This is a genomic window from Elusimicrobiota bacterium (assembly GCA_040757695.1).
GTDB lineage: Bacteria > Elusimicrobiota > UBA8919 > UBA8919 > UBA8919 > JBFLWK01.
In genome coordinates this window covers 31,918-55,290 of record JBFLWK010000008.1, presented here as the reverse complement: position 1 = coordinate 55,290, position 23,373 = coordinate 31,918, and the positions used below count along the sequence as shown (strand labels likewise).

Below are 23,373 nucleotides of genomic sequence, written 5' to 3'. Positions count from 1 at the left end.
ATCCTCAACTTGTTGAGGACCAGATAAACCACTGAAGTCACAGAAGACACTGAAACTTCTTTTGACGGGCTTAACAGGATTTTAACTTCTGATTTTTATCAGTAGTTACTTTTCAAGCGTGCCTTAAAAATTTTTGATACGAATAACAAAAGTTTTAGAATTCGCACGACTCTCCAAGGTTGCTGAATGGTACGAAAAAGCCATTCTGTACCTGTGTTTATCATCCAGCGCGGTGCCCGTTTTAATTTTCCGGATAAAACATCAAAACTGCCGCCAATACCTATAGCGATTTTTACACCTAATTGTTCAAGATTTTTATGTATCCATTTTTCCTGAAACGGGATATTCAAGCCGACGAAAAGTATATCAGATTGGGTTGTTTTTATTTCTGAAATTATTTTTGGTTCATTCTGAAAGAAATAGCCATTATGGAATCCTGTGATTTTTAAATTTGGTAATTTTTTTTTAATTTTTTCAACAGCGGTTTGTATAATTTTTTCTTTCGCGCCAAGAAAAAAAACTGAATGGTTATGATTCTGCGCATAATCAAGCAGTCGCATCATAAAATCAATCCCTGGAATTTTTTGTTTAAGTGGTGTGCCTAAAAATTTAGAAGCCCAGCAGATACCGCTACTTTCAGGAATAATAACAGAAGCGGTCTCAAAAATTTTTTTAAGTTCTTCATCTTTTTGTGCCTGCAAAACCATAAGTGAGTTTGCAGTTATAATCTGGTGTGGGCTATTACTATCAGTTAGGAATCCGCTAATGATAGATACCGCATCATTCAAAGTGATATTGTCAATTCGTGTTGACAGTATTTTTATAGAATCACGCATTGATATTATTATACATAATTTTGATGGATTTGTAAAGCGAATTGGAGGTTGCACGCGGATTGGAGGACTTTTTTTATTAAGCGGTGGCGGGTACTTTTTCAAGTTCCATACGAACAGATATGATTTTGGAGATGCCGAGTTCTTCCATTGTTATACCGTAGAGTACATTTGCGACTTCCATTGTGCGTTTATTATGTGTGATTACAAGAAATTGGGAAGTTTGTGCAAATTCTTTTAGCAGCCGAGTAAATCTTAAAATATTCGCTTCATCAAGTTGACCATCAATCTCGTCAAGTACACAGAATGGTGCTGGTTTTATAAGATATATTGCGAACAGAATCGCAATTGCGGTAAGTGCACGTTCACCGCCTGAAAGCAATGATATATGCTGAAGTTTTTTCCCGGGTGGCTGTGCGATGATATCAATTCCTGATTCAAGCAGGTTACTTTCATCGGTAAATAACAAATCTGCTTCACCACCTTCAAAAAGCTGTGTAAATATTTTTCTAAAATTCTCACGAACGGTTACGAATGTTTTCTGAAAATTCTGACGGGTAGTCATATTTATTTTATTGATTGCGTTATATAAATCTTCACGCGCTTTTTCAAGGTCTTGTTTCTGTTTGATTAAAAAATTGTATCGTTGTTCAAGTTGCTCATATTCTTCAGGTGCTGCCAGATTTACCGCACCAAGTGTTTCAATTTTATTTTTAAGTTTAGATATGTCCTCATCAGAAATGGTAGTTTCCTGATAATTATTCATGGCATCTTCAATAGAAACCTGTTTCTCTTCTTTTAAGCGGTTCGCTATTTGTTTGATTTCCGATGAGGTTCCTGAAACGGCTCGTTCTAAAGTTCGTATTTCATCATTCGTTTTTTGCAACTGGCTTTTCAAATTTCTTAAGTTACTGTCAACATCCAACATTGTATTTTTGATTTCATTTCTTTGATATTCTATAGTTTTTAATATATCGTCTATTTCGTCTTTTGATACAATAATTTTGTTGATTTCGTCGGCTGAATTCTTAATTATCTTTTCGTATTCATCAATTTTTATTGTTGACTCAGTTATCCGTTTTTTTGCCTTTTCAATTTTTACAGATATTGATGTTATATTTGGCAAGATATTTTTTATTTTTTCTTTTAAGTGTTCAACCTCTTTACTTTTTACCGAAAAATCAATAGTACTGTCTGTTATGTTATGGTTAATTTTATCAAGATTCTGTTGCTGCTGGCGAAGTTTATCCAGCATCGCGGTCAATTTATTATTAAGCGCAGTTTCCTTTTCCTTTTGGGAAGTTATCTGATGGCTATTTGCGATGATAGTACTTTCTATTTTTTTCCTCTGTTTCTCAAGTTCTTCATATTCGGCTAACAAAACAGCAATAAAACTTTCAGCTGTTTTTAGTGATTCTTCAGCAGATATGAGTTCTGTTTTTAAAGGCATTAATTCATTCCGGTTTGTTTCTATTTTATCAGAATCTTTTTTTAAGTTTGTCTCGGTTGTAGCAATTTCGTTTTGATAGTTTTTTATTAATGCTTCCATTTTTTCAATTTCGCTATTAAGATCTTTGATTTCCTTTTGGAAATGTCCAATTTCAGAAAATGTTCCCAGTGTTTTTTTGATATCCTTCCCACTCTTTTTTCTGTTTCCTCCACCTTGAATCAAACCGCGGTTGTAAATACTCCCATTTTTAAGTATTGCATTATCCAGCAGAAACTCAACTACTTTTTTAAACTTTTCATCGCAATGGACGAGGTCGGATATTTTTTTGCCAGAAAAGACAGACTGTTGAGTAAATTGCATTTTACTGATTTCTGAAAGTATTAAAAATGTCGCCCAGCCTAAATTTTCTTTTCTAAGCCAATTGATTATTTCTTCTGCTGTTTCTACGGTATCTACGATAATGTAGTTGCTTTTCTCACCTAATGCTGACTGAATGATATGTATGTTTTCAGCAGAGACAGAGACAATTTCACTGACAGTTCCAAGTATTTTGTCTTTGAATAATTCTTTTATTTTTGAATATAGTGCATGGTTTGAATTGCTGATGAGTATTTCTAACTGTGCGTTCAGTTGTGCCAGTAGTTCTTTTTTTGTCAAAAGTTCAGTTTGTTTTTTTTCAATTTCTATCCTAATTTTGTTTAGTTTTAATGTTTCGGTTTCTACGATTTTTCTTTTTTCGTCTATTTTTGAGTTAAGCAGCGTTAACTTTTTAATTAATTCATTAACAAGTTTTTCTTTGTCAGATTTTTGTGAGATTGTTTCTTTTCTTTGGTTTTCTAATTTTGTAATGCGCTGATTTACATCTTTCAGGAATGTTTCGTCTGAAATGTTCTTATTATGGGATTCCGCCAGTTCTTTTGCAGTATTAAAAATTTCCTGCCTTACGGTTTCTATCTCGTTTGTTATCTGTGTAATTTCTGTTTCCAGTTTGTTTTTTTCGGCTGTTTTTTGAGCAACTGTTTCCGCTAATGTTGGAATAATTTTTTCAGATTCTTCCAATTTTCTTTTTGTATTTTTGTCTTCGGTTGAATAACTGTTAAGCGCATCCTGTCCTTGTTGAATTTCTGTTTCTGCTTCTATATTGCGGTTAAGCAAATCCGATTTTCCTGTTTCTGCTGTTTGTATTCGTTCTTTTAATATCTGTATTGCTGAATCAATTTTGCTTGCTTCAGTCCGTTTTGAGATGAGTTCATCTTCCTTAGATGTTAAAGCAAGTTTTAATTCGGAATATTTTGCTTCCAGTTTATCTATTTCAATTGAAAGTTGTGATTGCTTTTCATTAATTATTTCCAGTTCTTTTTGTTTTGTCAGGTTCGTTTCTTTGATTTCAAGATATTTTTTTACGAGTGAATTGATCTCATAATTTTTTAATTCTGCAAGATATTTTTGGTATTGTCTTGCTTTTCGTGCCTGCGAGTCAAGTTTGCTTTTCTGGCTTTCAAGTTCAGTTAAAATATCGTTAAGCCGCAATAAATCCTGTCCAACCTTTTCTAATTTTTTAAGTGCTTCTTCTCGTTTGGCTTTGTATTTGGAAACTCCTGCTACTTCTTCAAACAAAAATCTGCGTTCTTCAGGTTTTGATTGTAAGATAAAATCTATTTTATTCTGCTCCATTATTGAGTATGATTCTGTTCCGATGCCGGTATCTAAAAACAGGTCTTTTATATCTCTCAGGCGAACTGGTGTTTTGTTCAAAAGATACTCTGACTCACCAGTACGAAACAGCCGCCGAGTAACGCTGATTTCGGAATAATCAATTGGCAAAACATTTTTAGAATTATCAAAATTCAGCGTTATTTCCGAGACTGATGTTGCTTTCCGTGCAGTGGTGCCATTAAATATTACATCTTCCATTTTGGTACCGCGTAACGATTTTGACGACTGCTCGCCGAGTACCCATTTCATTGCGTCAACGATATTCGTTTTACCACAACCATTCGGTCCAACAATCGCGGTAATCCCATCGCCAAATTCAAGTGATGTTTTGTCTGCGAATGATTTAAAACCATACAATTCTACTGATTTTAACTGCATTTTTCACCTTCCTTATTTTGTTTAATTTTACCAAATTAACATATTTTTTTACCATCTTTTAATATTATACACAAAAAAAAATTGTTGTCAAGTAAAAAATCAGTTATAGAAATTTTTTATTTTCAGAGTAAAACAAACAGGATAATTTCAAAACCGGTAATCCAGACCTTCTTTTTCTTTTCTTTGCATATTTTTCAGAACTGCAATTCCAATCTCAATATGTGAACCTGTATATTTTTCAAATACTTCTTTTGCAGTTTTTTTTGTTTTTATACCACCCTTTTTAAGCGGCAGGTCTGATATTAGCATCAAAGCGCCTATAGGTACATATTTAGAAAACCCGACGGTAAAAAGTGTTGCGCACTCCATATCAATTGCCTGTGCTCGTTCATCTGCCAAAATTTTTTTGAACGCCTCGTTAAATTCCCAGAACCGAACATTCGTTGTATGAATAACGCCTGTATGGTATTTTATCCCTCTTTTTTCCAACTCCTCACAGATAAATCTTTGAACCACAAAAGAACTTAACGATGGACACCGTTTGGGCATATACGCGTCCGAAGTTCCCTCACCTCGTATTGCGGCTACCGGATTAAAGAAATCGCCAACCTTGTATTCTGTTCTCAAGCCACCACATAGTCCTAACATCAGCACCGCTTTGGGTTTTGTGAATGACAACAATTCTACAATCAACGCTGCGGTTGGCGAGCCAACGCTGTAGTCAATGATTGAAATTTTCTCTTTTTTACAATGGCATGCTCTCATCACAGAACCCTGTTGGATTGATACTTTGAACTTTTGGGCAAAGATGTCCACATATAACTTAAAATTTGTAAGCAGAATATACGGCTGAAATTCGCTTGCTAAACTGCCCGTGTAGCGTTCCAATGTGCTTAATCCAACACGGTCTCGTGAATACTGGTCAATTTGCGCTAACGCATCTTTAGTAAGTTTTGGCTTTCTCATTTTTTTATATCTCCTGTAAATCAGTATACTTAATTTTCTAATTTTGAAATCTATTATCCTCTGGGATGATATTTTTTATGTTGCTGTTTCAGGAACTTTTTATCAATATGTGTATAAATCTGTGTTGTTGAAATTGATGAATGACCAAGCATTTCCTGTATTGTTCGCAGATCAGCGCCTCTTTCTAAAATATGTGAAGCAAAAGAATGTCTTAATATATGTGGTGAAATTTTTTTTATGATACCAACTTTTTGTGCATATTTTTTTATTATTTTCCAAACAGCGATTCTTGAGATTTTTTTTCCGGATGGATTCAGAAAAAGGAAATCGCCACCGGTTTTTTGCCGGATTGCAAGATAATTTTTTAATGCCATAACTGCTTTAGAACCAACAGGCACAATTCGTTCTTTTGAACCCTTGCCGAGGCATTTTACAAATCCGACATCCAGATTTACATCCGACGTTTTCAGTTCGGTCAGTTCCGACACACGCATTCCTGTTGCATACAATGTTTCTAAAATTGCTTTATCGCGGATTCCTTTTATTTTTGTTAAATTCGGTGCTTCAACTAATTTTTCTGTTTCTTCAATTGTTAAAGTATCTGGCAGATATTTTTCTAATTTTGGCGATTTTAACTGTGCGGCAGGATTTTGTTTAATGTGTTCTTCGGTAAACAAAAATTTATAAAAACCTTTGATTGCTTCCTGTTCACGAAAAATTGTTGATGTTGATTTTTTAGAAAGTTTCTGTTCCCATAGATAATCCATTATTTCTTCTTCTGTAACAGTTAAAATTGATAAGAAATGTTTTTCAAGATACGCAAAATAATTCTCAATATCCCGTTTATAGGCAAGTATTGTATTTTTAGCAAGTCCTTTTTCAACTGACAGATACGATAAAAAATCATTAAGAAGCCTTGGGGGGTTCATAGATTACTGCAAAAATGGATTAAATTTTAGTTCGTTGTCCACTGTAGTATCAAGCCCATGTCCTGGATGAATCTGCGTCGCTTTTGGCAGTACCAGAATTTTGGTTTTAATTGAGTTTAAAAGTTGTTCTAAATTTCCACCACCTAAATCGGTTCGTCCGATTGACGAAGCAAAAATCGTATCACCCGAAAACAGATGATTCTCAATAAGAATACAGATACTGTCCTGTGTATGTCCGGGTGTAAAAAAGAATTTTAATTTAAGTGTCCCAATTTTTTTTGTTTCACCTTCTTTTTCAGGATAAAAGGTTTCTATTCTTAGTTTTTCTTTAGTCTTTTCGTTAGCGCCTGTATGGTCTGGGTGGCTATGCGTATTTATTATTTTCAATGGGTTTAATTTTGTTTTCTCAATTACTGCTAAAATTTTTTCTGCTTCATCGCCTGGGTCAATAATTACAGCATCTCTTGTTTTGTCGTCAAAAACAATATAACAGTTTGTTTCAAGACAACCAACTATAAGTTTTATTAATTTCATAAAAAAGTTGCAAGATTATATTTGTAATAATACCGCAAGTAATATCATCGGCAAGTATTCCAAAACTACCAGGATATTTCTGGAAAGATTTTATAAAAAATGGTTTTCTTATATCAAAAAACCTGAACAGAATTATGCCTGAAATTAGAGTTAAAATTGTTTTTGGCAAAATCGCAACCGCAAAAAAATAACCAACCATTTCATCAATAACTATTCTTTGGTCATCTTTTATGTTGAATATTTTTTCCGCTTTACCACATACTAAAAATGCTATTATGACTATAAAAAAACTGACAAAATAAAAAATTTTTGATGGCTTTGCATACCACCAAATTGCGGATGCAAAGAGTGTTGCAAAAGTTCCCGGCGCTTTTGGAATGTATCCAGTAAAAAAACCAGTTGCCAAAAATTTTATTAAAAAGTTCATATTATTTTTCAGAAAAAAGATATTTATACTTAAAGATATAACTTAATCCTGAAATCAGTGTGAGTATAGTTGTGATAAACATCAGTACAAAAGGCATAAGTTTAAGAATAGGAATTGTATGTGGGTCTATGTGGAAGAAATCCTTTAACAACGAATTGATACATATAATAACCAGAATTACAATAATTGTTATCATTTGCGAAGTTGTTTTGAACTTACCTGGGAGTGCAGCCGAGATAACTATATTTTTTGTTGCAGCAAGTAAACGCAAACCGGTTATTATAAACTCTCTTGAAATTATTGCAATTACCATCCATGGCGGGATTGATAAGTCCTTGATTTCTACAAACGAGATGAAAGCGGCTAAAACAAGTAATTTATCAGCAAGTGGGTCCATAAATTTGCCAAAATCGGTTACTGTTTTGTATTTTCTTGCAAGGTATCCATCAACTGTATCAGTAATTGAAGCAACTATAAAAATTATTAGTGAAATCAACCGTGCATAAAAACTTTCACTCATCATAAATAAGATAAAGACAGGCACAAGTGAAATTCTTACAAATGTAATTCTGTTTGCGATATTCATGGTAGTTTTATCTCGCCGACAAGTTTGCCTTTTGGAAGTTCTACAGGCATTCCATTTAGTGATACAGTCAATCCAGACAAATTCCCTATTCGGAGACTAAATTGTTCGGTTGACTCAAAAGTTTTTACTGTATTCGGTGGCAATATCCCTTCAAAAATTGGATTTTCGCCTTCTTTTATTCTAATCCATACATTTTCAGTAGTCTGGATTTCCAGCAGATTTTTTTTGACTGGCTGTTGTGCTGTTACTTCGGTTTTTGGTGACTTTATAAACACCGAAATAATTTTGATAATACCAAACATCAGCATAATTGAACATATCGTAATTACAGCAGGCACAATTTTTATCTTAAAAATTTTACGGGAAGGTGCATCTTTTATCTTTATAGTTGTGATTGGTACTGGTATTTTTTTAGTATTAGATTTTTTATATTCAGCAACAAGTTCGTCAGGTTTAAGCTCTAAAATACTGGAATAATTTCTTAAAAAACCAGTTATCATAACTTCTGTTGGGATATCAGAAAATCTATTTTCTTCAAGTGCCTGAAGATATTTTATACTAATCAATGTCTTTGCAGATATATCTTCAACAGATAAACCCAAATCCTGTCGTTTCTCTCGGAGTTTAGCGCCTATATCCATAAATACACGCTGATTACCACTGATTTACAACGCTGATTACCGCTGATGTTATCTGTGTTCATCTGTGCTTTTTATCTGCGGTCATCTGCGTTTTTTCAGAATGGAAATGTGATTATTTGTGTTCCTTTAGGAATTTTGAATTTGAAAATAGAATCTTTGATATTTTTATTTATTTTAACATCAGATATTGTTACAGTTGATACAACCGTATCCGTCTTGATTTCCGTTTTTTCGCATAGATATGTTTCTTTAGAAATCCAGAGTTGGATTTTTGTGTTTTGCAATTGTTTTTCTTTGAGTTCCAGAACAAGTACATAATACTTCTCTTCGTCATCCAAAAGTGAAATGTTATAATTTTTTGTAAGCCCTGTTATAGTTGACGAGAAATTAAAGATACCTTTGGGAAAGTTGCCAGTCTCAGATAACGATTCCCAATCATCAATTATAACCTGATTAAATTCTTTCTGGTAAAAAAATACTTTTTTGCCGTCGGATATTACAACTTGTTTTTCCGGTTTTGAGTGCTCAATTTTGAACATATCCGGTTTCTTAAATACTGCTGTGCCTGTAATGGCTGATTTCTCCTGAGTTATTGTTACCAGAATTTCTTGTATGAACGAAAACGAAACATCAGCAATTTTTGAGTCCGCTTCATCCATTTTTTTTAGTATTTCGTCAAACATAGCAGAGTAAAGACAGGAAATAAAGTAATAAGGTAATACGGTAATAAGTAAAACCAATTGCCAAGTTCTGTGGTTGTTTTGCACTTTGTTCTGTGTTTGTTCCGCGTTTTTCATAACTTGCCTTCTTTGCTGAAAAATTCTTCTATTTTGTCGGTAAGAATTTCCCAACTTTTTGCACCTTCCGGTTTTCTTATGAAGCCACCAACTTCTAAACGGCTTAAAATATCTGCGGCTTTATTACCAAAATTTGCACCTTCTTTTAGTAACTCATATGAGACCCGTTTTCTTTCCAGAATAAATTTTAATGCCCGTAATAAATCATTCATAGATTCGTCGGACATTTCTTTTTTTTCAGACGCTTCTATTACTTCAAAAATATCCTCGTAATCCGGTTTCGTTTGTTTTTTGACAAATTTTACAACTCTTTCTACTTCTTTCAGAGAGACAAAACAACCCTGTAGTCGGGTAGGTTTTGGACTGGCTACAGGTAGGTAAAGCATATCACCGCGTCCGAGTAAATCCTCAGCACCTTTGATATCAAGTATCACGCGAGAATCGGTTTGTGAAAGCACCTGGAATGCAATCCGAGCAGGCAGATTTGCCTTGATTACGCCGGTGATAACATCTACTGACGGTCGCTGTGTTGCAAGCACCAGATGAATCCCAACAGCCCGACCCATCTGTGCAAGTCGCTGAATATTCTCTTCAACCTCGCGTGATGCTACAAGCATTAAATCAGCCAGTTCATCAATCACAACGACGATATAATATGTTTTCTTCCCGACACCTTCTTTTTCAATTCGTTTGTTATAGCCGTCAATATCCCGTACTGTTTTTTTAGCAAACTCTTTGTATCTGAAATCCATCACTTTTACTAATAGTCCAAGCGATTTTGCTGCTTCTTTTGCGTCGGTAATTACGGATGCTTTATCCGCTTTTTTACCGGGCTCATAAATATGCGGGATACCATCATAGACGGGCAGTTCAAGCCGTTTCGGGTCAATCAGCAAAAGTTTTAGTTCGTCAGGTTTTGCTTTGAACAGTAACGACATTACAATTGAATTAAGGCAAACCGATTTCCCACTGCCGGTTGCACCTGCGATTAAAATATGTGGCATTGGCGATAGGTCATCTACGAACGGCTCGCCTGCAGTTGTTTTACCAAGTGCAAATGTTAGAAGTGATTTTGAATTCCTAAATTTTTGAGAAGTAATAACATCTTTCAATCCGACAATTGCTTGATTAGGATTCGGGATTTCTATACCGACGGCAGATTTTCCAGGTATAGGCGCCAAAACCCGTATTGATTCTGCTTTCATTGCGAGCGAAATATCTTTAGAAAGATTTTCTATTGAGTTGACTTTTGTCCCGGGTGCAAGTTCAATATCGTATCTTGTGATTACAGGACCCGGGTTTATGGATTCAATTTTTGCCGAGATATCAAAATCAGCAAGTGTTTTTATAAGTTTATCAGCACAACTTCGCAGGTTGTTTTCTGCAATCTGGGTTTCAACTTTTTCCGGCTCGTCTAAAAGTTCATATGATGGCAGTTCATACTGGGCTGGTTTAGGTGCGGGAGTTGCAGGTATTTGTAATTTCGGGATTCCAGTTTTTTTATCTTTTGGTATCGGTTTTATCAGAACATCTTTTATCGGGGGTTGTTTTACCTCTTTTTTTTCCGTCGCTTCTATTATTACTGGTGGTTTAGGAACAATGACTTTGGGTAATTCCTGCGGTTTTTCTTCAACTTCTGATAATACTTCCCCTCTTTCCCCTCCCTCCCTTTTTTTCTTTTTTCTTGGCTTGATAAGTTTAGCAAAAAAGTTAACCAAATCCTCAAATGAAATACCAGTTGTAAGAAGCATTGATACAACAAAAATCCCTATTGTGACCACCAATCCACCAAAATCGCCGATGATTTTTTTTATACCGATTTCCGAATATTTTCCGATAAATCCGCCAAAGTTTTCAGTTGGCTTATCGCCAGTTGCAAACGAAAGAATCGTGCATATTGCCCAGATTATTAGAATATCAGGCACGAGTTTAGAATATACGAATTGGAGTTTTTTGTTAAATGTCAATTTTATTCCAAGCCATATAACAACCAGCGGAAAAATATAAGATGCTTTCCCGAAAATGATAAGCAGATATTTTTTTACAAACGGGCCTACAACTCCGGATTGCTGTGGAAAAAACAGAAACCAGATAAAAAGTATACTCAAAATTATCAATATCAATCCGATAATATCTTTTCGTTTCATAAAAATATCAAACCCAGGATTCCAACTATCAAGAGATAATATGAAAAAATATGGAATTTCCTGACAGTTAAAGTTTTTGCTAATATATAAAGCGCTAAAAGGCCTGAAAACATAGCGATGAATCCGCCTGTAAAGATGTTTATATTAATATCAATACTTTTAAGTTCAAGTAGTCCTGCGCCGAGAATTGCGGGGATTGACAAAAGCATTGAATATCTGAACGCCCAAAGTCGGTTGAAGCCAAGCAAAAGCGCTGCTGCGATTGTCATTCCCGAGCGTGAAATACCGGGCATTATAGCCAGCCCTTGAACTGTTCCGATAATAAAAAAATCGGTTATTTTAGTTGAATCGCAACTTTTATCAAAAACATCCGATTTAGAAAATTTTGATGCCAGCCAAATAACAAAAGCGGATACAAGCCACATTACCGATACAGTTCTGGGCTGTGAGAATTGTTTCTCAAAAAAATCTTTGAATACCAAACCAATAATTGCAGTTGGGATAGAGCCAATTAAAATTCCGACAAAAACTTTTCTACCGCCTGAACTTTTTCTAAAGATACCTTTTATGACTTCTGTAACATCGGTTCTAAAAAAAACCAGAACTGCGAGAAGCGTCGCAAAATGCAAAAATATATCAAATTCTATTTGTTCGCTTACCTTTAGCAGTTTCTGGAATACTACAAGATGTCCGCTGGAAGATACAGGAAGAAATTCGGTAAGTCCCTGAAGGAACCCGAGTAAACCTGATTCAAAAAATGTCATTATATCTTATTTTTTCAGCGATAATTTGTAGCCTTTAGCATATTCAACAATATTGACTTTGTTTTCACGAGCAAGCCAGCCGATACCCATATACAGTGTTGTATTGGTAACGCCAAGCGCTGATTTTAGTTTCAACGCGGTCACTTCACCGTTTTTGTCAAGATAATGCCAAATCTTGCCTGCTATTACGCCAATTTCATGTGTCATAAAATTCACCTCCCTTAACGACAAATTCCAAATCCCAAATCCCAAATCCTAAATTTTCAATTAGACCATTTGCTCTAATTGAAAAACCAAAATTTACCGACGAGCAAACTCAAAATGTAAGCATTTGCTTACATTTATTCTTCAGGTTTTACCAGAAAAAGTGCTTCGTTTACTGATACAATTTTTCCGTTTGTTGTAAGTATCTTTACAATCCTATATTTTGCATCCGATTTGATTTCATTCATCACTTTCATTGCCTCAATTATACAGATTGTTGCGCCTTCTTCAACAATATCACCGACGGCAACGAAAGGGGGTGCGCCATGCTTACTGGATAAATAAAAAGTACCTGATAGCGGTGATTTTATACTGATAGTATCTGCTAATTCTACCGCACTTTCAGCCCTTGCTGGTTTTATCTTCGGTGCTGGTAGAGTTGGTTCAGTTTTTCGCTTTATATGAAATCTGGTACTATTAACTTCAAAATCAATCTCTGCAAGCCCTTCCGCTTTCATAAACTGATATGCAGAAAGGATTTCGTCTATTTCTTGTATCTGTTTTATTTTCTTGCCATTTCGCGTAATGCCTGTTTCCGAGAGAGATTGATTCTGTTTTGTTTGTCTATTTCCATTACTTTCACCCATATTTCGTCACCTACATTGACTACATCTTCCACTTTTTCAATTCGTTGTTCGTTTAATTGTGAGATATGAACAAGTCCATCCTTGCCGGGCAGTATTTCTACAAATGCACCAAAGTTGGTGGTTGACACAACCTTCCCTTTATAAATTTTGCCTACCTCTACATCAGCGGTAAAATACTCTATCATCTGTTTAGCAAGATTCAGTGCCTTTTCAGTTTCAGCCGAGATAAAGATTCTACCATCATCTTCAACATCTATTTCGGCACCGGTTTCCTGGATAATTTTTCGGATAGTTTTTCCGCCTGTGCCTATCACATCTTTTATTTTTGAGATATTGATTGTAAGCATCGTCATTTTAGGCGCATAGTCGGATAGTTCGTTTCTGGGTTGAGAAATCACTTTATTCATAATATTAATAATTTTCAACCGGGCAGTTTTTGCTTTATAAAGTGCCTCTTCAAGAATCTTCAGACCGATTGCTTCAATTTTAATATCCATCTGAATACCGGTAATCCCGTTTCGTGTTCCTGCAACTTTTAAGTCCATATCGCCGTAATGGTCTTCAAGCCCTTGAATATCAGTCAGGATTACATATTTATTTCTTTCCTCGGTATCGGTCATAAGCCCCATTGCTATACCAGCAACCGCTTCTTTGACTGGGATACCGGCATCCATCAATGCAAGTGAGCCACCACAGACAGTTGCCATTGACGACGAACCATTTGATTCCAGAATATCTGAAACGATTCTGATTGCATATGGAAAAGCTTCTTCTGATGGTAAAATCTTTTCTAACGATTTTTCAGCAAGCGCACCATGTCCAATTTCTCTTCTACCGGGACCTCTTTCCGGCTTGACTTCGCCGACGGCAAATGATGGGAAATTGTAATGCAGCATAAATCTTTTTTTGTATTCACCTTCTAATTCATCCATTATCTGCATATCATGCGGGGTACCTAGTGTGACGGTTGCAAGTGCCTGTGTCTGTCCACGGGTAAAAATTGCCGAACCGTGTGTTCTCGGCAGCACGTCAATTTTACAGTCAATCGGTCTTATTTCATCCGGTTGTCTGCCATCTGACCGTATCCCTTGCGATACTATCATAAACCGTGCCGATTTTTCTATCAGTTCTTCAATAATCTTTTCAGCATCGTTTTCTTTTTCAGGCTCAGCAATTTTTGAGTTCAACTCTGTTTTTAACTCGTCTAATTTTTTTTCACGCTCTTTTTTGTCGTGGATTCTAACTATCGTATCAATTGTTTCTTTATATTCTTTTATGATTTCTGGTTTGAGTGTTTTGTCAGGTTTTACTGGTTCAAAATTTTTTTTCTGTGAGTTTAAGAATACTTTTTGTTTCTCTATCAACGATGGAATATATTTAAGACCGAAATTGATTGCTGAAATAAGTGTTGCTTCATCTATTTCATTCGGACCTCCTTCTAACATCACAACACCTTTTTCAGTTGCTGATATAAGTAAATCAATATCCGAGAAATTCATCTGGGAACAGGTTGGGTTGATTACAAAATTGCTGTTTATTCTGCCAACTTTTACCGCTGCAACAGGCGTTATAAACGGCACATCAGATTGCAAAAGTGCTGCGGCGGCGCCGATAACTGATAAAACATCCGAATCGTTTTCTAAATCACACGATAGCAATGTAATAGTAACCTGTGTTTCGCAGTTATAGCCGTCGGGGAATAGCGGTCTTATGGTTCTATCAACGATACGGGATATAAGTATTTCTTTTTCACGTGGTCTGCCTTCTCGTTTAAAAAATCCGCCGGGAATTTTGCCCGCAGCATATGTTCGTTCTCGGTAATCAACTGTTAAAGGCAGGAAATCATTTTCTTCTCTTGGTGAAGTCGCATTTACCGTCGCTAAAATCACAGTATCGCCACATTGAACTGTTACTGCGGCTGAAGATTGTTTTGCTAATTCGCCTGTTTTCAGAATGAGCGTTTTACTATCAATATCAATTTTAGTATCAATCATTTTCGGATGTCCAGTTTTTCAATAAGTTCTGTGTAACCTTTTGGATTTATTTTTTTTAAGTAGTTTAAGAGTTGTCTTCGTTTACTGACAAGCATCAAAAGTCCTCTGCGGGATGCATGGTCTTTTGGATATTTTTTGAAATGTCCTTCTGTAAGTTGATTGATTCGTTCTGTCATCAATGCAACCTGAACATTTGGAGAACCAGTATCTGTAGAATGCAGTCCATAACTTTCAATAATCTTCTTCTTTTCTGTTTTAGTAATCATTGTTTTACCTCCGCATTCATTGACTTATAATATTATACTAATAAAAAAATAAAAAACAAGTAAAAAAAATTCTAACAATCTAAAACTCTATATTCGGTCTAAACAGGATTTGAAAATTTTCTGTATCTGATGTTCTTTTTAATGGCCCTATATATTTTTCTGTGCCTTCCCACAGAAAACCGGCATTTAGACAAACGACTATTTTTGGTTTTTTTAATGGATATTTTTTGCCAACCAAAAAATAGTGTCTGATGATGCCACCATTTTTTACATCAGCATCAAAAATATATTCAAAATTACTGTTTGTGAATACAGATTGTTTAGTAGTGCCTCTATCGGTTCTACTGCGTCGGACAGAAAAATACAGGACATCTTTAATGTAGCTATTATTGTGTAGTTTTGTGCCGATTCTGAAACTCCAGTCCATTTTTTTTCCAGGAGTTATTCGTTCGCCTTTTACTTTTAGTTCTGTTTCCAGCCAGTTATCGGTTATAAGTTCATTGTCTTTGATATGATAATTGCCGCCACTTACAAGTGCTCCGACATATCCTTTACCGTCTGTATTTTTTGCAGATGCCGGCTTAAAACTTACAACATTACCTAAAAATACTGAAACAGCATATGGCTCTTCAAAACCTGCTGTTACACTTTTGATAATATTTATACTTTTTGTAAGAGTCATTTTCTCGTAAAAATCCAGAAACTGTTTTTTTATAAATACACCAGCACAAGGCATCGGGTAAGTGCTTAACTCAAATACTAAAAAGCACAGCTTTGGTGTAGCAAACAGTTTTTTGTAGATATTAAGTTCGTTTGTTTCTGAGAGATAAGGTATCGGTGTTTTTGTTAGGGATAGATAGTAATCAAACGATGTATAATATGCATCAAGTTCTAATTCAATTTCTTGATTGCCCTTATTGATTTGTTTTTGGTAGATTGGTTTAGCAATAAGTTCTGAGATATTAAATAATACTAACCACAGATAACTACATACAAATCCCGTTAGAAAAAATTTTCTAACCCAGTTGAATCCCCAAATAAAACTCATACTTTTTCAGTATTGATATTTGTTTCCTTTTTAGACATTGTACATTTACCTTCAAAAACTGCACCCTCATGTATGGAAAGTGTTTGGGCTTGTATATCGCCAAACACCTTCGCAGTTGAAAGAAGTTCCAGATTGTTTGATGCAACGACATTACCTGAAATCTCACCGCCGACAACTACTGACTCGGCTGTTAAATCACCTTTAACCTTTCCTGTTTTGCCGATAACCACACCTTCAGCCTCTAATATATGGCCTTCAATAACCCCATCAAGCCGAATAGTACCTTCGGATGAAATGTCGCCTTTCACTGTCGCACCTTCCGCAATAATCGTTTCAATTTTTCCTATTGTTTCTTTTTTCCAAAACATTTTTTACCTCCTAGTTAATAGGACGCAGATTTTCGCAGAAAAAACAGATTTAAAATTTATATTTTTATAATCTTCGTAATCTGCGTACATCTGCGTCCAAAAAAGGAAATTCCTAGACTATCAAGTTACTTCTCAATTATTAACAGGGTATCGTTGACTATTTTTTTATCAATATTCCAGTCGTTTACCGGCATATTTTTTAAGACAGGTATGTCTAAGAAATATACGGGAACTTTTTTAATTATATGCGGATATTTTTGAAGTTCCGGATTGTCTATTATTCTTCGGTAACCGTTATACAAATCGGGATATTTTTTGAATTCAACCGTAGCGTTTTTTTTTATGATTTTATTCACTTTGTAATATATTTCCAGTTTGGTTCCACCTCTGATATAATCATAAAGTTCTTCTATATCCTCTTTAAGTAATGCGATACAACTCCCTCGGCGTGTGCCTCCAATAAGTTTTCTTTTCTCCTGCGATAATCCGTGAATACAAATCGGACCCCAGAAATGCATCTTCCTCGTTCCCATTGGATTGTTTTCGCCAGACGGAAAAGAATCGGCAATTTTTTTATACGGGGAACCGTCTATGGGTCTGTATGGAGCATTTTTCATTTTCCAATCAATTGTAAATATACCCTCAACAGTAGGAAGTCCGCGGCATCCGACACTTATTTTATATTTCTTAATTATTTCTATATCTTTACAGGCAAAAAGTTCATATGAAGGGATATTGACTACAAGCCGGTTTATTTCGTTTAACTGGTTATCTTCTTTTTCAGTAAGGACAACTACACCGGGCAGTTTTTCTAAAAGTTTGTTTTCATCTACTAAAGTAGTTTCTGTTGAATTTAATAAAAAATTACAACAGGACAAAAAAATCAGAACAAAAACCAGTTTCATCTTAAAATTGCTTCTGTCAAATATCTTTTTGGATTGACTGCTATACCGTTTTTCCAGACCTCATAGTGAAGATGTGGAGCGGTTGCAATACCCGTAGAACCGACAAGTGCAATCGTCTGACCTCTTTTTACTTTTTGTCCTTGTTTGACAAGAATTTTATAACAATGCCCGTATCTCGTCATAAATCCATAGTTATGATTAAGCACTATCAATTTCCCGTAACCAGGCTGCCAATCTACTAATATCACTTTTCCATCCGCAGGTGCTTTTATCGGCGTACCTCTTTCTGCAGCGATATCAATAGCAAGATGTATCTCTCTATATTTTTTTACTGGGTGGATTCTGGGACCGAAACCGGAGGTTATTCTTCCATAGACAGGCCAGATGCAAGGTGTTGCACACCATCTGACTTTTTCATTTTTAATAAAGTCAACAGATTCGTTAAAACTTTTTTCAAGTTCTTGTGATTCTGATTTGAACGCAGCTATGTGCTGGTTAAATTCTTGCGGTGTAATAGCAAGTTTTTTTTCTGCAAGATACATAGTAATTCTTTCAAGTTCTGTAACGGTAGGCCCGCCTGATTGAATGATTGCTTTTTTGGTTTTAAGTTTTAGTATCTTTTTCAGTTCCCTGTCCATTTCTCTCAAATTATCAGCCATCTGCCGTGCTTGAAGCATCTCTTTTGCAAAATATTCCGTCTCTTTTGCAAGAATTTTGTTTTCCGTTTTCATCGCCCAGTAGTCAATCTGTTTGTGAATGATAAGCCCTGCCCAGCCGATAAATCCGACGAAAATAAGAAAAATCGTTACAATGAACTCTTTGGAAATATCAAGTGTAATCGGCTTAGATGTTGAGTGTGGAACAATCATTACTGTAAGCATTTTGTGTTTTGGTTTTTTCATTTTCATAATATCTCCCGTTAGTATGAATAACACCTGCCCGACTGGTCAGGCGTGCATTATGAATATTGAACAGTTCAGTTTTGCTGAAATTTGTAGGCGTGAACTTGTAGCCGTGAATTTTCAATCCACGTTCCATCACGGTGATTAAAAACCTGTCCTCACAAATGTGGGGATTACCGACTACATATTCTACGAAACTTTAGTTTCGGTTAAAACCGAGCAATAGCAAAACTTACCTGTTACCGACCTGATGTTCGCCTCTATTTGTTGTCTCTATTTACGATATTAGTATAACGAAAATTTGTATTTTTGTCAAGAAAATTTATTGATTTTACTAAAAAAATTTGATATACTTATTAAATATGGAAATCTCAAAAGTGTATGAACCTAAAGAAGTTGAAAAAAAATGGTTGAATATCTGGGAAAAAAATAAACTCTATCACTCTGAACCAGACAACAATAAAAAACCATTCACTATTGTAATTCCACCGCCGAATGTAACCGGTTCGCTCCATATGGGACACGCACTTAACAATCTGCTACAGGATATAATTATTCGGTTCAAAAGGATGCATGGTTTTAATGTCTGCTGGGTTCCCGGCACTGACCACGGCGGTATCGCTACCCAAAATATAATGGAAAAGGAACTGAAAAAAGAAGACAAAAATCGTGACGATTTTACAAGAGACCAGTTTGTAAATATTATGCAAAGTTGGGCAATAGAAACAGGAAATACAATCATATCACAATTAAAAAAACTGGGCTGCTCTTGTGATTGGGATAGGTTATGTTTTACTATGGATGAGAAACGGTCTCGTGCGGTAAATTACGCATTTATAGAATTTTTCAATAAGGGACTAATTTACCGTGGAGAACGGATTGTGGACTGGTGTCCTCGTTGCGGGACTGCACTCAACGAAAGCGAAGTAGAACAGGAAGATGAAAAAGGTAAATTGTGGTATATAAAATATCCCTTAGAGGCAGCAATTAAGCGATTAAGCAATCAGCAATTAAGTGAAACCCAATCGCCAAATCGCCAAATCGCTAAATCGCCTGACTATATAACGGTGGCAACAACCAGACCTGAAACTATGCTCGGTGATACTGCAGTTGCTGTAAATCCAGCAGACGAACGATATAAAAATTATATCGGGCAAAATGTTGTTTTGCCACTTGTTAATAGAATAATTCCTGTAATTGCTGATGAAATTGTTGACCCAAAATTTGGCACCGGTGCAGTAAAGGTGACACCTGCACATGATAAAAATGATGCTGAAATTGCAAAAAGACATAATCTGGTTTTTATTCATGCAATTAACAAGGAAGCAAAAATAACATCTGAAATAAAAAATGATTTGTCTAAAAAAATTATTGCAAATTTTGATATACCAGAAGTAATCGGTAAGGATAGGTATGAAGCAAGAAAAATAATTTTAGAAAAGTTGAACGAAAAAAATCTGTTAGAAAAAGAAGAAAATTATATGCTGCCAATCACGAGATGTTACAGATGTGAAACACCAACAGAACCTTTAATCTCAAAACAGTGGTTTCTGAAAATGGCTAGAATGGCTAAAATGGCAGTTGAGGCGGCAAAAAAAGACGAGATAAAATTTTTTCCTGATAAATGGTTGAAACCGTATTTAATGTGGCTTGAAAATCTTAAGGACTGGTGTATTTCCCGTCAGATATGGTGGGGACATAGAATACCGCTGTGGTATTGCAAAAACTGCGTTAAAAAAATCGAGGATATTACACCGGATACAAATGGTGTGTATGCATCTGAAACAAAACCGAACAGATGTTCAGTTTGCGGAAAATCAGATTTCGTCCAGGATACTGATGTGCTGGATACATGGTTCTCGTCGGCACTCTGGCCTCTATCTGTTTTCGGCTGGCCTGAAAATACAGATAGGAGATATGAGATGGGAGATACGAGTAAAAAACTTTATCTCCAATCTCCAATTTCCAATCTCCAATCTGACTTATCATATTACTATCCTACATCAGTGCTTGTAACCGGTCACGAGATCCTGTATCTATGGGTTGCAAGAATGGTAATGATGGGACTGGAGTTCAAAAATCAGGTGCCTTATAGTAGTGTTTATATTCACGGGATTGTTCGCGACTCAAAAGGCAAAAAAATGTCAAAATCGCTTGGGAATGTTATTGACCCGTTAACTATTATGGAAAAATACGGTACAGATGCTTTAAGGTTTGCACTGGCATATCAGGCGGTTCCAGGTAGAGATATGCAAATTTCAGACGACAATTTTATAATGGCGCGGAATTTCTGTAATAAACTCTGGAATGTATCAAGGTTTGTTTTGATGAATTTAGGAACACAGATTACGCAGATAGAAAACGCAGATTACGCAGATTTGGAATTGACGGATAGATGGATTCTATCGGAACTAAATTTTACTGTAAAAAACATAAATGATACTATGGAAAATTATAATCCATCTGAAGCATGTCGTCTACTCTATGATTTTATCTGGTCTAAATACTGTGACTGGTATGTTGAGTTTTCAAAAACGCGGCTCTATGGAACCGACGAAAAATCTAAACTGACAGCACAGAAGGTTCATCTTAAAGTTCTTGAAAACATACTAAAACTTCTGCATCCAATAATGCCATTTATAACAGAAGAGATCTATCAAAATCTGCAATCTGTAATCTGTATTATGGTTTCTGAATACCCGAAACAGGAAACTTTTTTTGACTTAATTGCTCAGACTAAAATTCAGAAAATTATAGAAACAATTACATCTGTAAGAAATATTCGTTCTGTAATGAATATAAAACCCGCTGATATAGTTGATATACTCATAAAAACATTAGATGCATCAGAAAAAATTATTACTGAAAACAAACATTATATAAACTCACTGGCAAAAGTTGGTAAAATTGATTTCACAAAAAGCTCACAAAAACCAAAACATTCCGCTTCAGCAATCGTTGACGATATTGAAATTTTTGTTCTTTTAGAAGATAAAATTGATTTTGAGAAAGAAAAAAAACGGCTTAACACATATCTAACAAAAATGAATCAAGAATTAAAAACTTACGAAAACAAAATTGCTAATCGCAACTTTTTAGAAAAAGCAAATCCAATAGAAGTAGAACGGATAAAACAAAAATATCAGGAAACAAACGAGAAAAAAACTAAAATTGAGCAACTGCTTGATAATCTTGGAGAACAAAAATGAGAATTGATGGAAGAAGAAACGATGAATTACGAAAAATCAAAATCATAAGAAACTATCAGAAGTTTGCAGATGCTTCGTGTCTGATTGAATGCGGGAATACAAAAGTATTATGTGCAGCGACGATTCAAAAAACAGTACCACCACATTTGAAAGATACAGGCACAGGCTGGATTTCAGCAGAATATGCACTGCTACCGAGAGCAGGCGATCAGAGAACATCACGGCAACGTTCAATTTCAGCTGGACGAACTCAGGAAATTCAGCGGCTGATAGGTAGATGTCTCCGTGCGGTTACGGATTTGCCATCTATGGGTGAAAATTCTGTCTTGATTGACTGTGATGTGATACAGGCGGACGGTGGCACAAGAACAACCGCGATAAACGGCGCATTTATCACACTGCACGATACGTTAAACAAAATGAAAAATCAGCAACTTATAGAAAAAATACCGCTAAAAAAATATGTTGCTGCGGTTTCAGTTGGAATTGTTGAAAAAAAAATTCTTTTAGATTTATGTGCAAAAGAAGATAATGACGCGGATGTTGATATGAATATAGTAATGACGGAAGATGGCAGATTTGTTGAGATACAGGGCACTGGTGAAGAAGCAACTTTTTCAAACAATGACCTTGAAAAAATGTTGAAACTTGCTAAAAAGGGAATTTTAGAAATTGTAAAAATACAAAAAAATGTCATTAAAAAAATATAAGATAGCACTCGCTACACAGAACAAGGATAAAATCAGGGAAATCAAGAAAATTCTCGGCAAACGGTTTGAAATCATCAAATTAAAAAAATTTCCAAAAATAATAGAAAACGGAAAAACACTTAAAGAAAATGCAGTAAAGAAGTGTAAACAAATTAATGAATTAATTAATAAGTTAACGCTTGCTGACGATACAGGATTAGAAATTGAAGCACTTGATGGTAAACCCGGTGTATATTCCGCAAGATTTGCTGGAAAAAATTGTAGTTATGCTGATAACTATAATAAACTTCTAAAACTTTTAGCAAATGTTCCGTACAAAAAACGAAAAGCGCAATTCAGAACCGTTGTTGCAATGATTTTTCCGGATGGTAAATTGAAAACTGTTGAAGGCACCGTTTCAGGTTATATTACAAAAGAGCCCAAAGGTTCAAATGGTTTCGGTTATGACCCGGTTTTCTATTATCCAAAACTAAAAAAGACATTCGCACAACTTACAACTGAACAAAAAAACAAAGTGAGCCACAGAGCAATCGCATTCAGAAACGCAAAGGAACTAATACAAAAATGCTTCAAAGAAAACATATACGGATAAATATTTTGCTACTTGCTGAGGTGATAGAACCGTCAACAAACGAACTTATTACTCGTGGACGGTTCGTTGATTTAAGTGCTGGTGGCGCATTGTTAAAAAGCGACAAGCCGATAGAAAAAAATCATATTTATACTTTTAAGTTTGAGATTAAGGATAGATATAAATTTTCTTTTTATGGTGTAGCCAGTCATATAAAAGAAATCACTGCTGAACAAAAATGGCTTGCTGGGATACAATTTCAATGCACGCCTTTAGAAAAGGAAAAACTGGAAAGAATAGTTGATAATATCCGCAAAGGTAATTTTACAGAACTTGAAAAATTCGGCATCTATTGACAATTCATAATTTATAATTTATAAT

General features: G+C 35.2%; 23 protein-coding genes. 4 read left to right on the top strand and 19 right to left on the bottom strand.

Annotated features, from left to right (window positions below):
• Positions 1 to 98: 98 nt before the first annotated feature.
• The 19 genes from AB1349_02825 to AB1349_02735 form a co-directional block, all read right to left on the bottom strand.
• Positions 99 to 836 carry a WecB/TagA/CpsF family glycosyltransferase gene (locus tag AB1349_02825; protein ID MEW6556267.1) on the bottom strand — a complete coding sequence of 246 codons (738 nt, stop codon included), beginning with the start codon at positions 834 to 836 and terminating at the stop codon, positions 99 to 101.
• A 76-nt stretch (positions 837 to 912) separates the two neighbouring features.
• The gene (gene smc / locus AB1349_02820) at positions 913 to 4,377 is read right to left on the bottom strand and encodes a chromosome segregation protein SMC (GenBank protein ID MEW6556266.1); all 3,465 of its coding nucleotides are present in this window, start codon (positions 4,375 to 4,377) and stop codon (positions 913 to 915) included.
• Between the two features lie 147 nt (positions 4,378 to 4,524).
• Complete coding sequence (locus AB1349_02815) at positions 4,525 to 5,343, bottom strand: AMP nucleosidase (GenBank protein ID MEW6556265.1); 819 nt, start codon at positions 5,341 to 5,343, stop codon at positions 4,525 to 4,527.
• A gap of 53 nt (positions 5,344 to 5,396) precedes the next feature.
• Positions 5,397 to 6,272, bottom strand: a complete 876-nt coding sequence (xerD, locus tag AB1349_02810) for a site-specific tyrosine recombinase XerD (GenBank protein ID MEW6556264.1) — start codon at positions 6,270 to 6,272, stop codon at positions 5,397 to 5,399.
• 3 nt (positions 6,273 to 6,275) lie between these two features.
• Entirely contained in the window at positions 6,276 to 6,806 is a 531-nt protein-coding gene (locus AB1349_02805) for an MBL fold metallo-hydrolase (protein MEW6556263.1), read from the bottom strand.
• The gene (locus AB1349_02800) at positions 6,772 to 7,233 is read right to left on the bottom strand and encodes a phosphatidylglycerophosphatase A (GenBank protein MEW6556262.1); all 462 of its coding nucleotides are present in this window, start codon (positions 7,231 to 7,233) and stop codon (positions 6,772 to 6,774) included. Before AB1349_02800 ends, AB1349_02805 begins: the two co-directional genes overlap by 35 nt.
• A gap of 1 nt (position 7,234) precedes the next feature.
• Positions 7,235 to 7,819 (bottom strand): CDP-diacylglycerol--glycerol-3-phosphate 3-phosphatidyltransferase, encoded by a 585-nt coding sequence (gene pgsA / locus AB1349_02795; GenBank protein MEW6556261.1) that lies wholly within the window; start codon positions 7,817 to 7,819, stop codon positions 7,235 to 7,237.
• Positions 7,816 to 8,460, bottom strand: coding sequence for a RodZ domain-containing protein (locus AB1349_02790; GenBank protein ID MEW6556260.1), 645 nt, complete (start codon positions 8,458 to 8,460; stop codon positions 7,816 to 7,818). Before AB1349_02790 ends, pgsA begins: the two co-directional genes overlap by 4 nt.
• Positions 8,461 to 8,555: 95 nt before the next feature.
• The gene (locus AB1349_02785; GenBank protein ID MEW6556259.1) at positions 8,556 to 9,257 is read right to left on the bottom strand and encodes an outer membrane lipoprotein carrier protein LolA; all 702 of its coding nucleotides are present in this window, start codon (positions 9,255 to 9,257) and stop codon (positions 8,556 to 8,558) included.
• On the bottom strand, positions 9,254 to 11,404 hold the full coding sequence (locus AB1349_02780; protein ID MEW6556258.1) for a DNA translocase FtsK 4TM domain-containing protein: 2,151 nt from the start codon (positions 11,402 to 11,404) through the stop codon (positions 9,254 to 9,256). The genes AB1349_02785 and AB1349_02780 overlap by 4 nt, the downstream gene beginning before the upstream one ends.
• On the bottom strand, positions 11,401 to 12,168 hold the full coding sequence (locus AB1349_02775) for an undecaprenyl-diphosphate phosphatase (protein ID MEW6556257.1): 768 nt from the start codon (positions 12,166 to 12,168) through the stop codon (positions 11,401 to 11,403). Before AB1349_02775 ends, AB1349_02780 begins: the two co-directional genes overlap by 4 nt.
• A 6-nt stretch (positions 12,169 to 12,174) precedes the next feature.
• Positions 12,175 to 12,375, bottom strand: coding sequence for a winged helix-turn-helix domain-containing protein (locus tag AB1349_02770; protein ID MEW6556256.1), 201 nt, complete (start codon positions 12,373 to 12,375; stop codon positions 12,175 to 12,177).
• Positions 12,376 to 12,509: 134 nt separating this feature from the next.
• Positions 12,510 to 13,019, bottom strand: coding sequence for a biotin/lipoyl-containing protein (locus AB1349_02765; protein MEW6556255.1), 510 nt, complete (start codon positions 13,017 to 13,019; stop codon positions 12,510 to 12,512).
• Positions 12,935 to 15,013, bottom strand: coding sequence for a polyribonucleotide nucleotidyltransferase (gene pnp, locus AB1349_02760; protein ID MEW6556254.1), 2,079 nt, complete (start codon positions 15,011 to 15,013; stop codon positions 12,935 to 12,937). The genes AB1349_02765 and pnp overlap by 85 nt, the downstream gene beginning before the upstream one ends.
• A complete protein-coding gene (gene rpsO / locus AB1349_02755; protein MEW6556253.1) occupies positions 15,010 to 15,279 on the bottom strand; it encodes a 30S ribosomal protein S15 in 270 nt (89 codons plus the stop codon). Before rpsO ends, pnp begins: the two co-directional genes overlap by 4 nt.
• 79 nt (positions 15,280 to 15,358) lie before the next feature.
• Positions 15,359 to 16,327 (bottom strand): hypothetical protein, encoded by a 969-nt coding sequence (locus AB1349_02750; GenBank protein MEW6556252.1) that lies wholly within the window; start codon positions 16,325 to 16,327, stop codon positions 15,359 to 15,361.
• Complete coding sequence (locus AB1349_02745) at positions 16,324 to 16,695, bottom strand: polymer-forming cytoskeletal protein (protein MEW6556251.1); 372 nt, start codon at positions 16,693 to 16,695, stop codon at positions 16,324 to 16,326. Before AB1349_02745 ends, AB1349_02750 begins: the two co-directional genes overlap by 4 nt.
• Positions 16,696 to 16,820: 125 nt before the next feature.
• A complete protein-coding gene (locus AB1349_02740) occupies positions 16,821 to 17,600 on the bottom strand; it encodes a L,D-transpeptidase (GenBank protein ID MEW6556250.1) in 780 nt (259 codons plus the stop codon).
• Complete coding sequence (locus tag AB1349_02735) at positions 17,597 to 18,508, bottom strand: M23 family metallopeptidase (GenBank protein MEW6556249.1); 912 nt, start codon at positions 18,506 to 18,508, stop codon at positions 17,597 to 17,599. Before AB1349_02735 ends, AB1349_02740 begins: the two co-directional genes overlap by 4 nt.
• A gap of 356 nt (positions 18,509 to 18,864) precedes the next feature.
• Between AB1349_02735 and AB1349_02730 the strand changes: the two genes are divergently transcribed.
• The 4 genes from AB1349_02730 to AB1349_02715 are packed head-to-tail and all read left to right on the top strand — an operon-like array spanning position 18,865 to position 23,348.
• Entirely contained in the window at positions 18,865 to 21,711 is a 2,847-nt protein-coding gene (locus AB1349_02730; GenBank protein ID MEW6556248.1) for a valine--tRNA ligase, read from the top strand.
• Positions 21,708 to 22,421, top strand: coding sequence for a ribonuclease PH (gene rph / locus AB1349_02725; GenBank protein MEW6556247.1), 714 nt, complete (start codon positions 21,708 to 21,710; stop codon positions 22,419 to 22,421). Before AB1349_02730 ends, rph begins: the two co-directional genes overlap by 4 nt.
• Positions 22,402 to 23,013: an XTP/dITP diphosphatase gene (locus AB1349_02720; protein MEW6556246.1), complete on the top strand. Its 612-nt coding sequence runs from the start codon at positions 22,402 to 22,404 to the stop codon at positions 23,011 to 23,013. Before rph ends, AB1349_02720 begins: the two co-directional genes overlap by 20 nt.
• Positions 22,986 to 23,348 (top strand): PilZ domain-containing protein, encoded by a 363-nt coding sequence (locus AB1349_02715; GenBank protein MEW6556245.1) that lies wholly within the window; start codon positions 22,986 to 22,988, stop codon positions 23,346 to 23,348. The genes AB1349_02720 and AB1349_02715 overlap by 28 nt, the downstream gene beginning before the upstream one ends.
• Positions 23,349 to 23,373 lie beyond the last annotated feature (25 nt).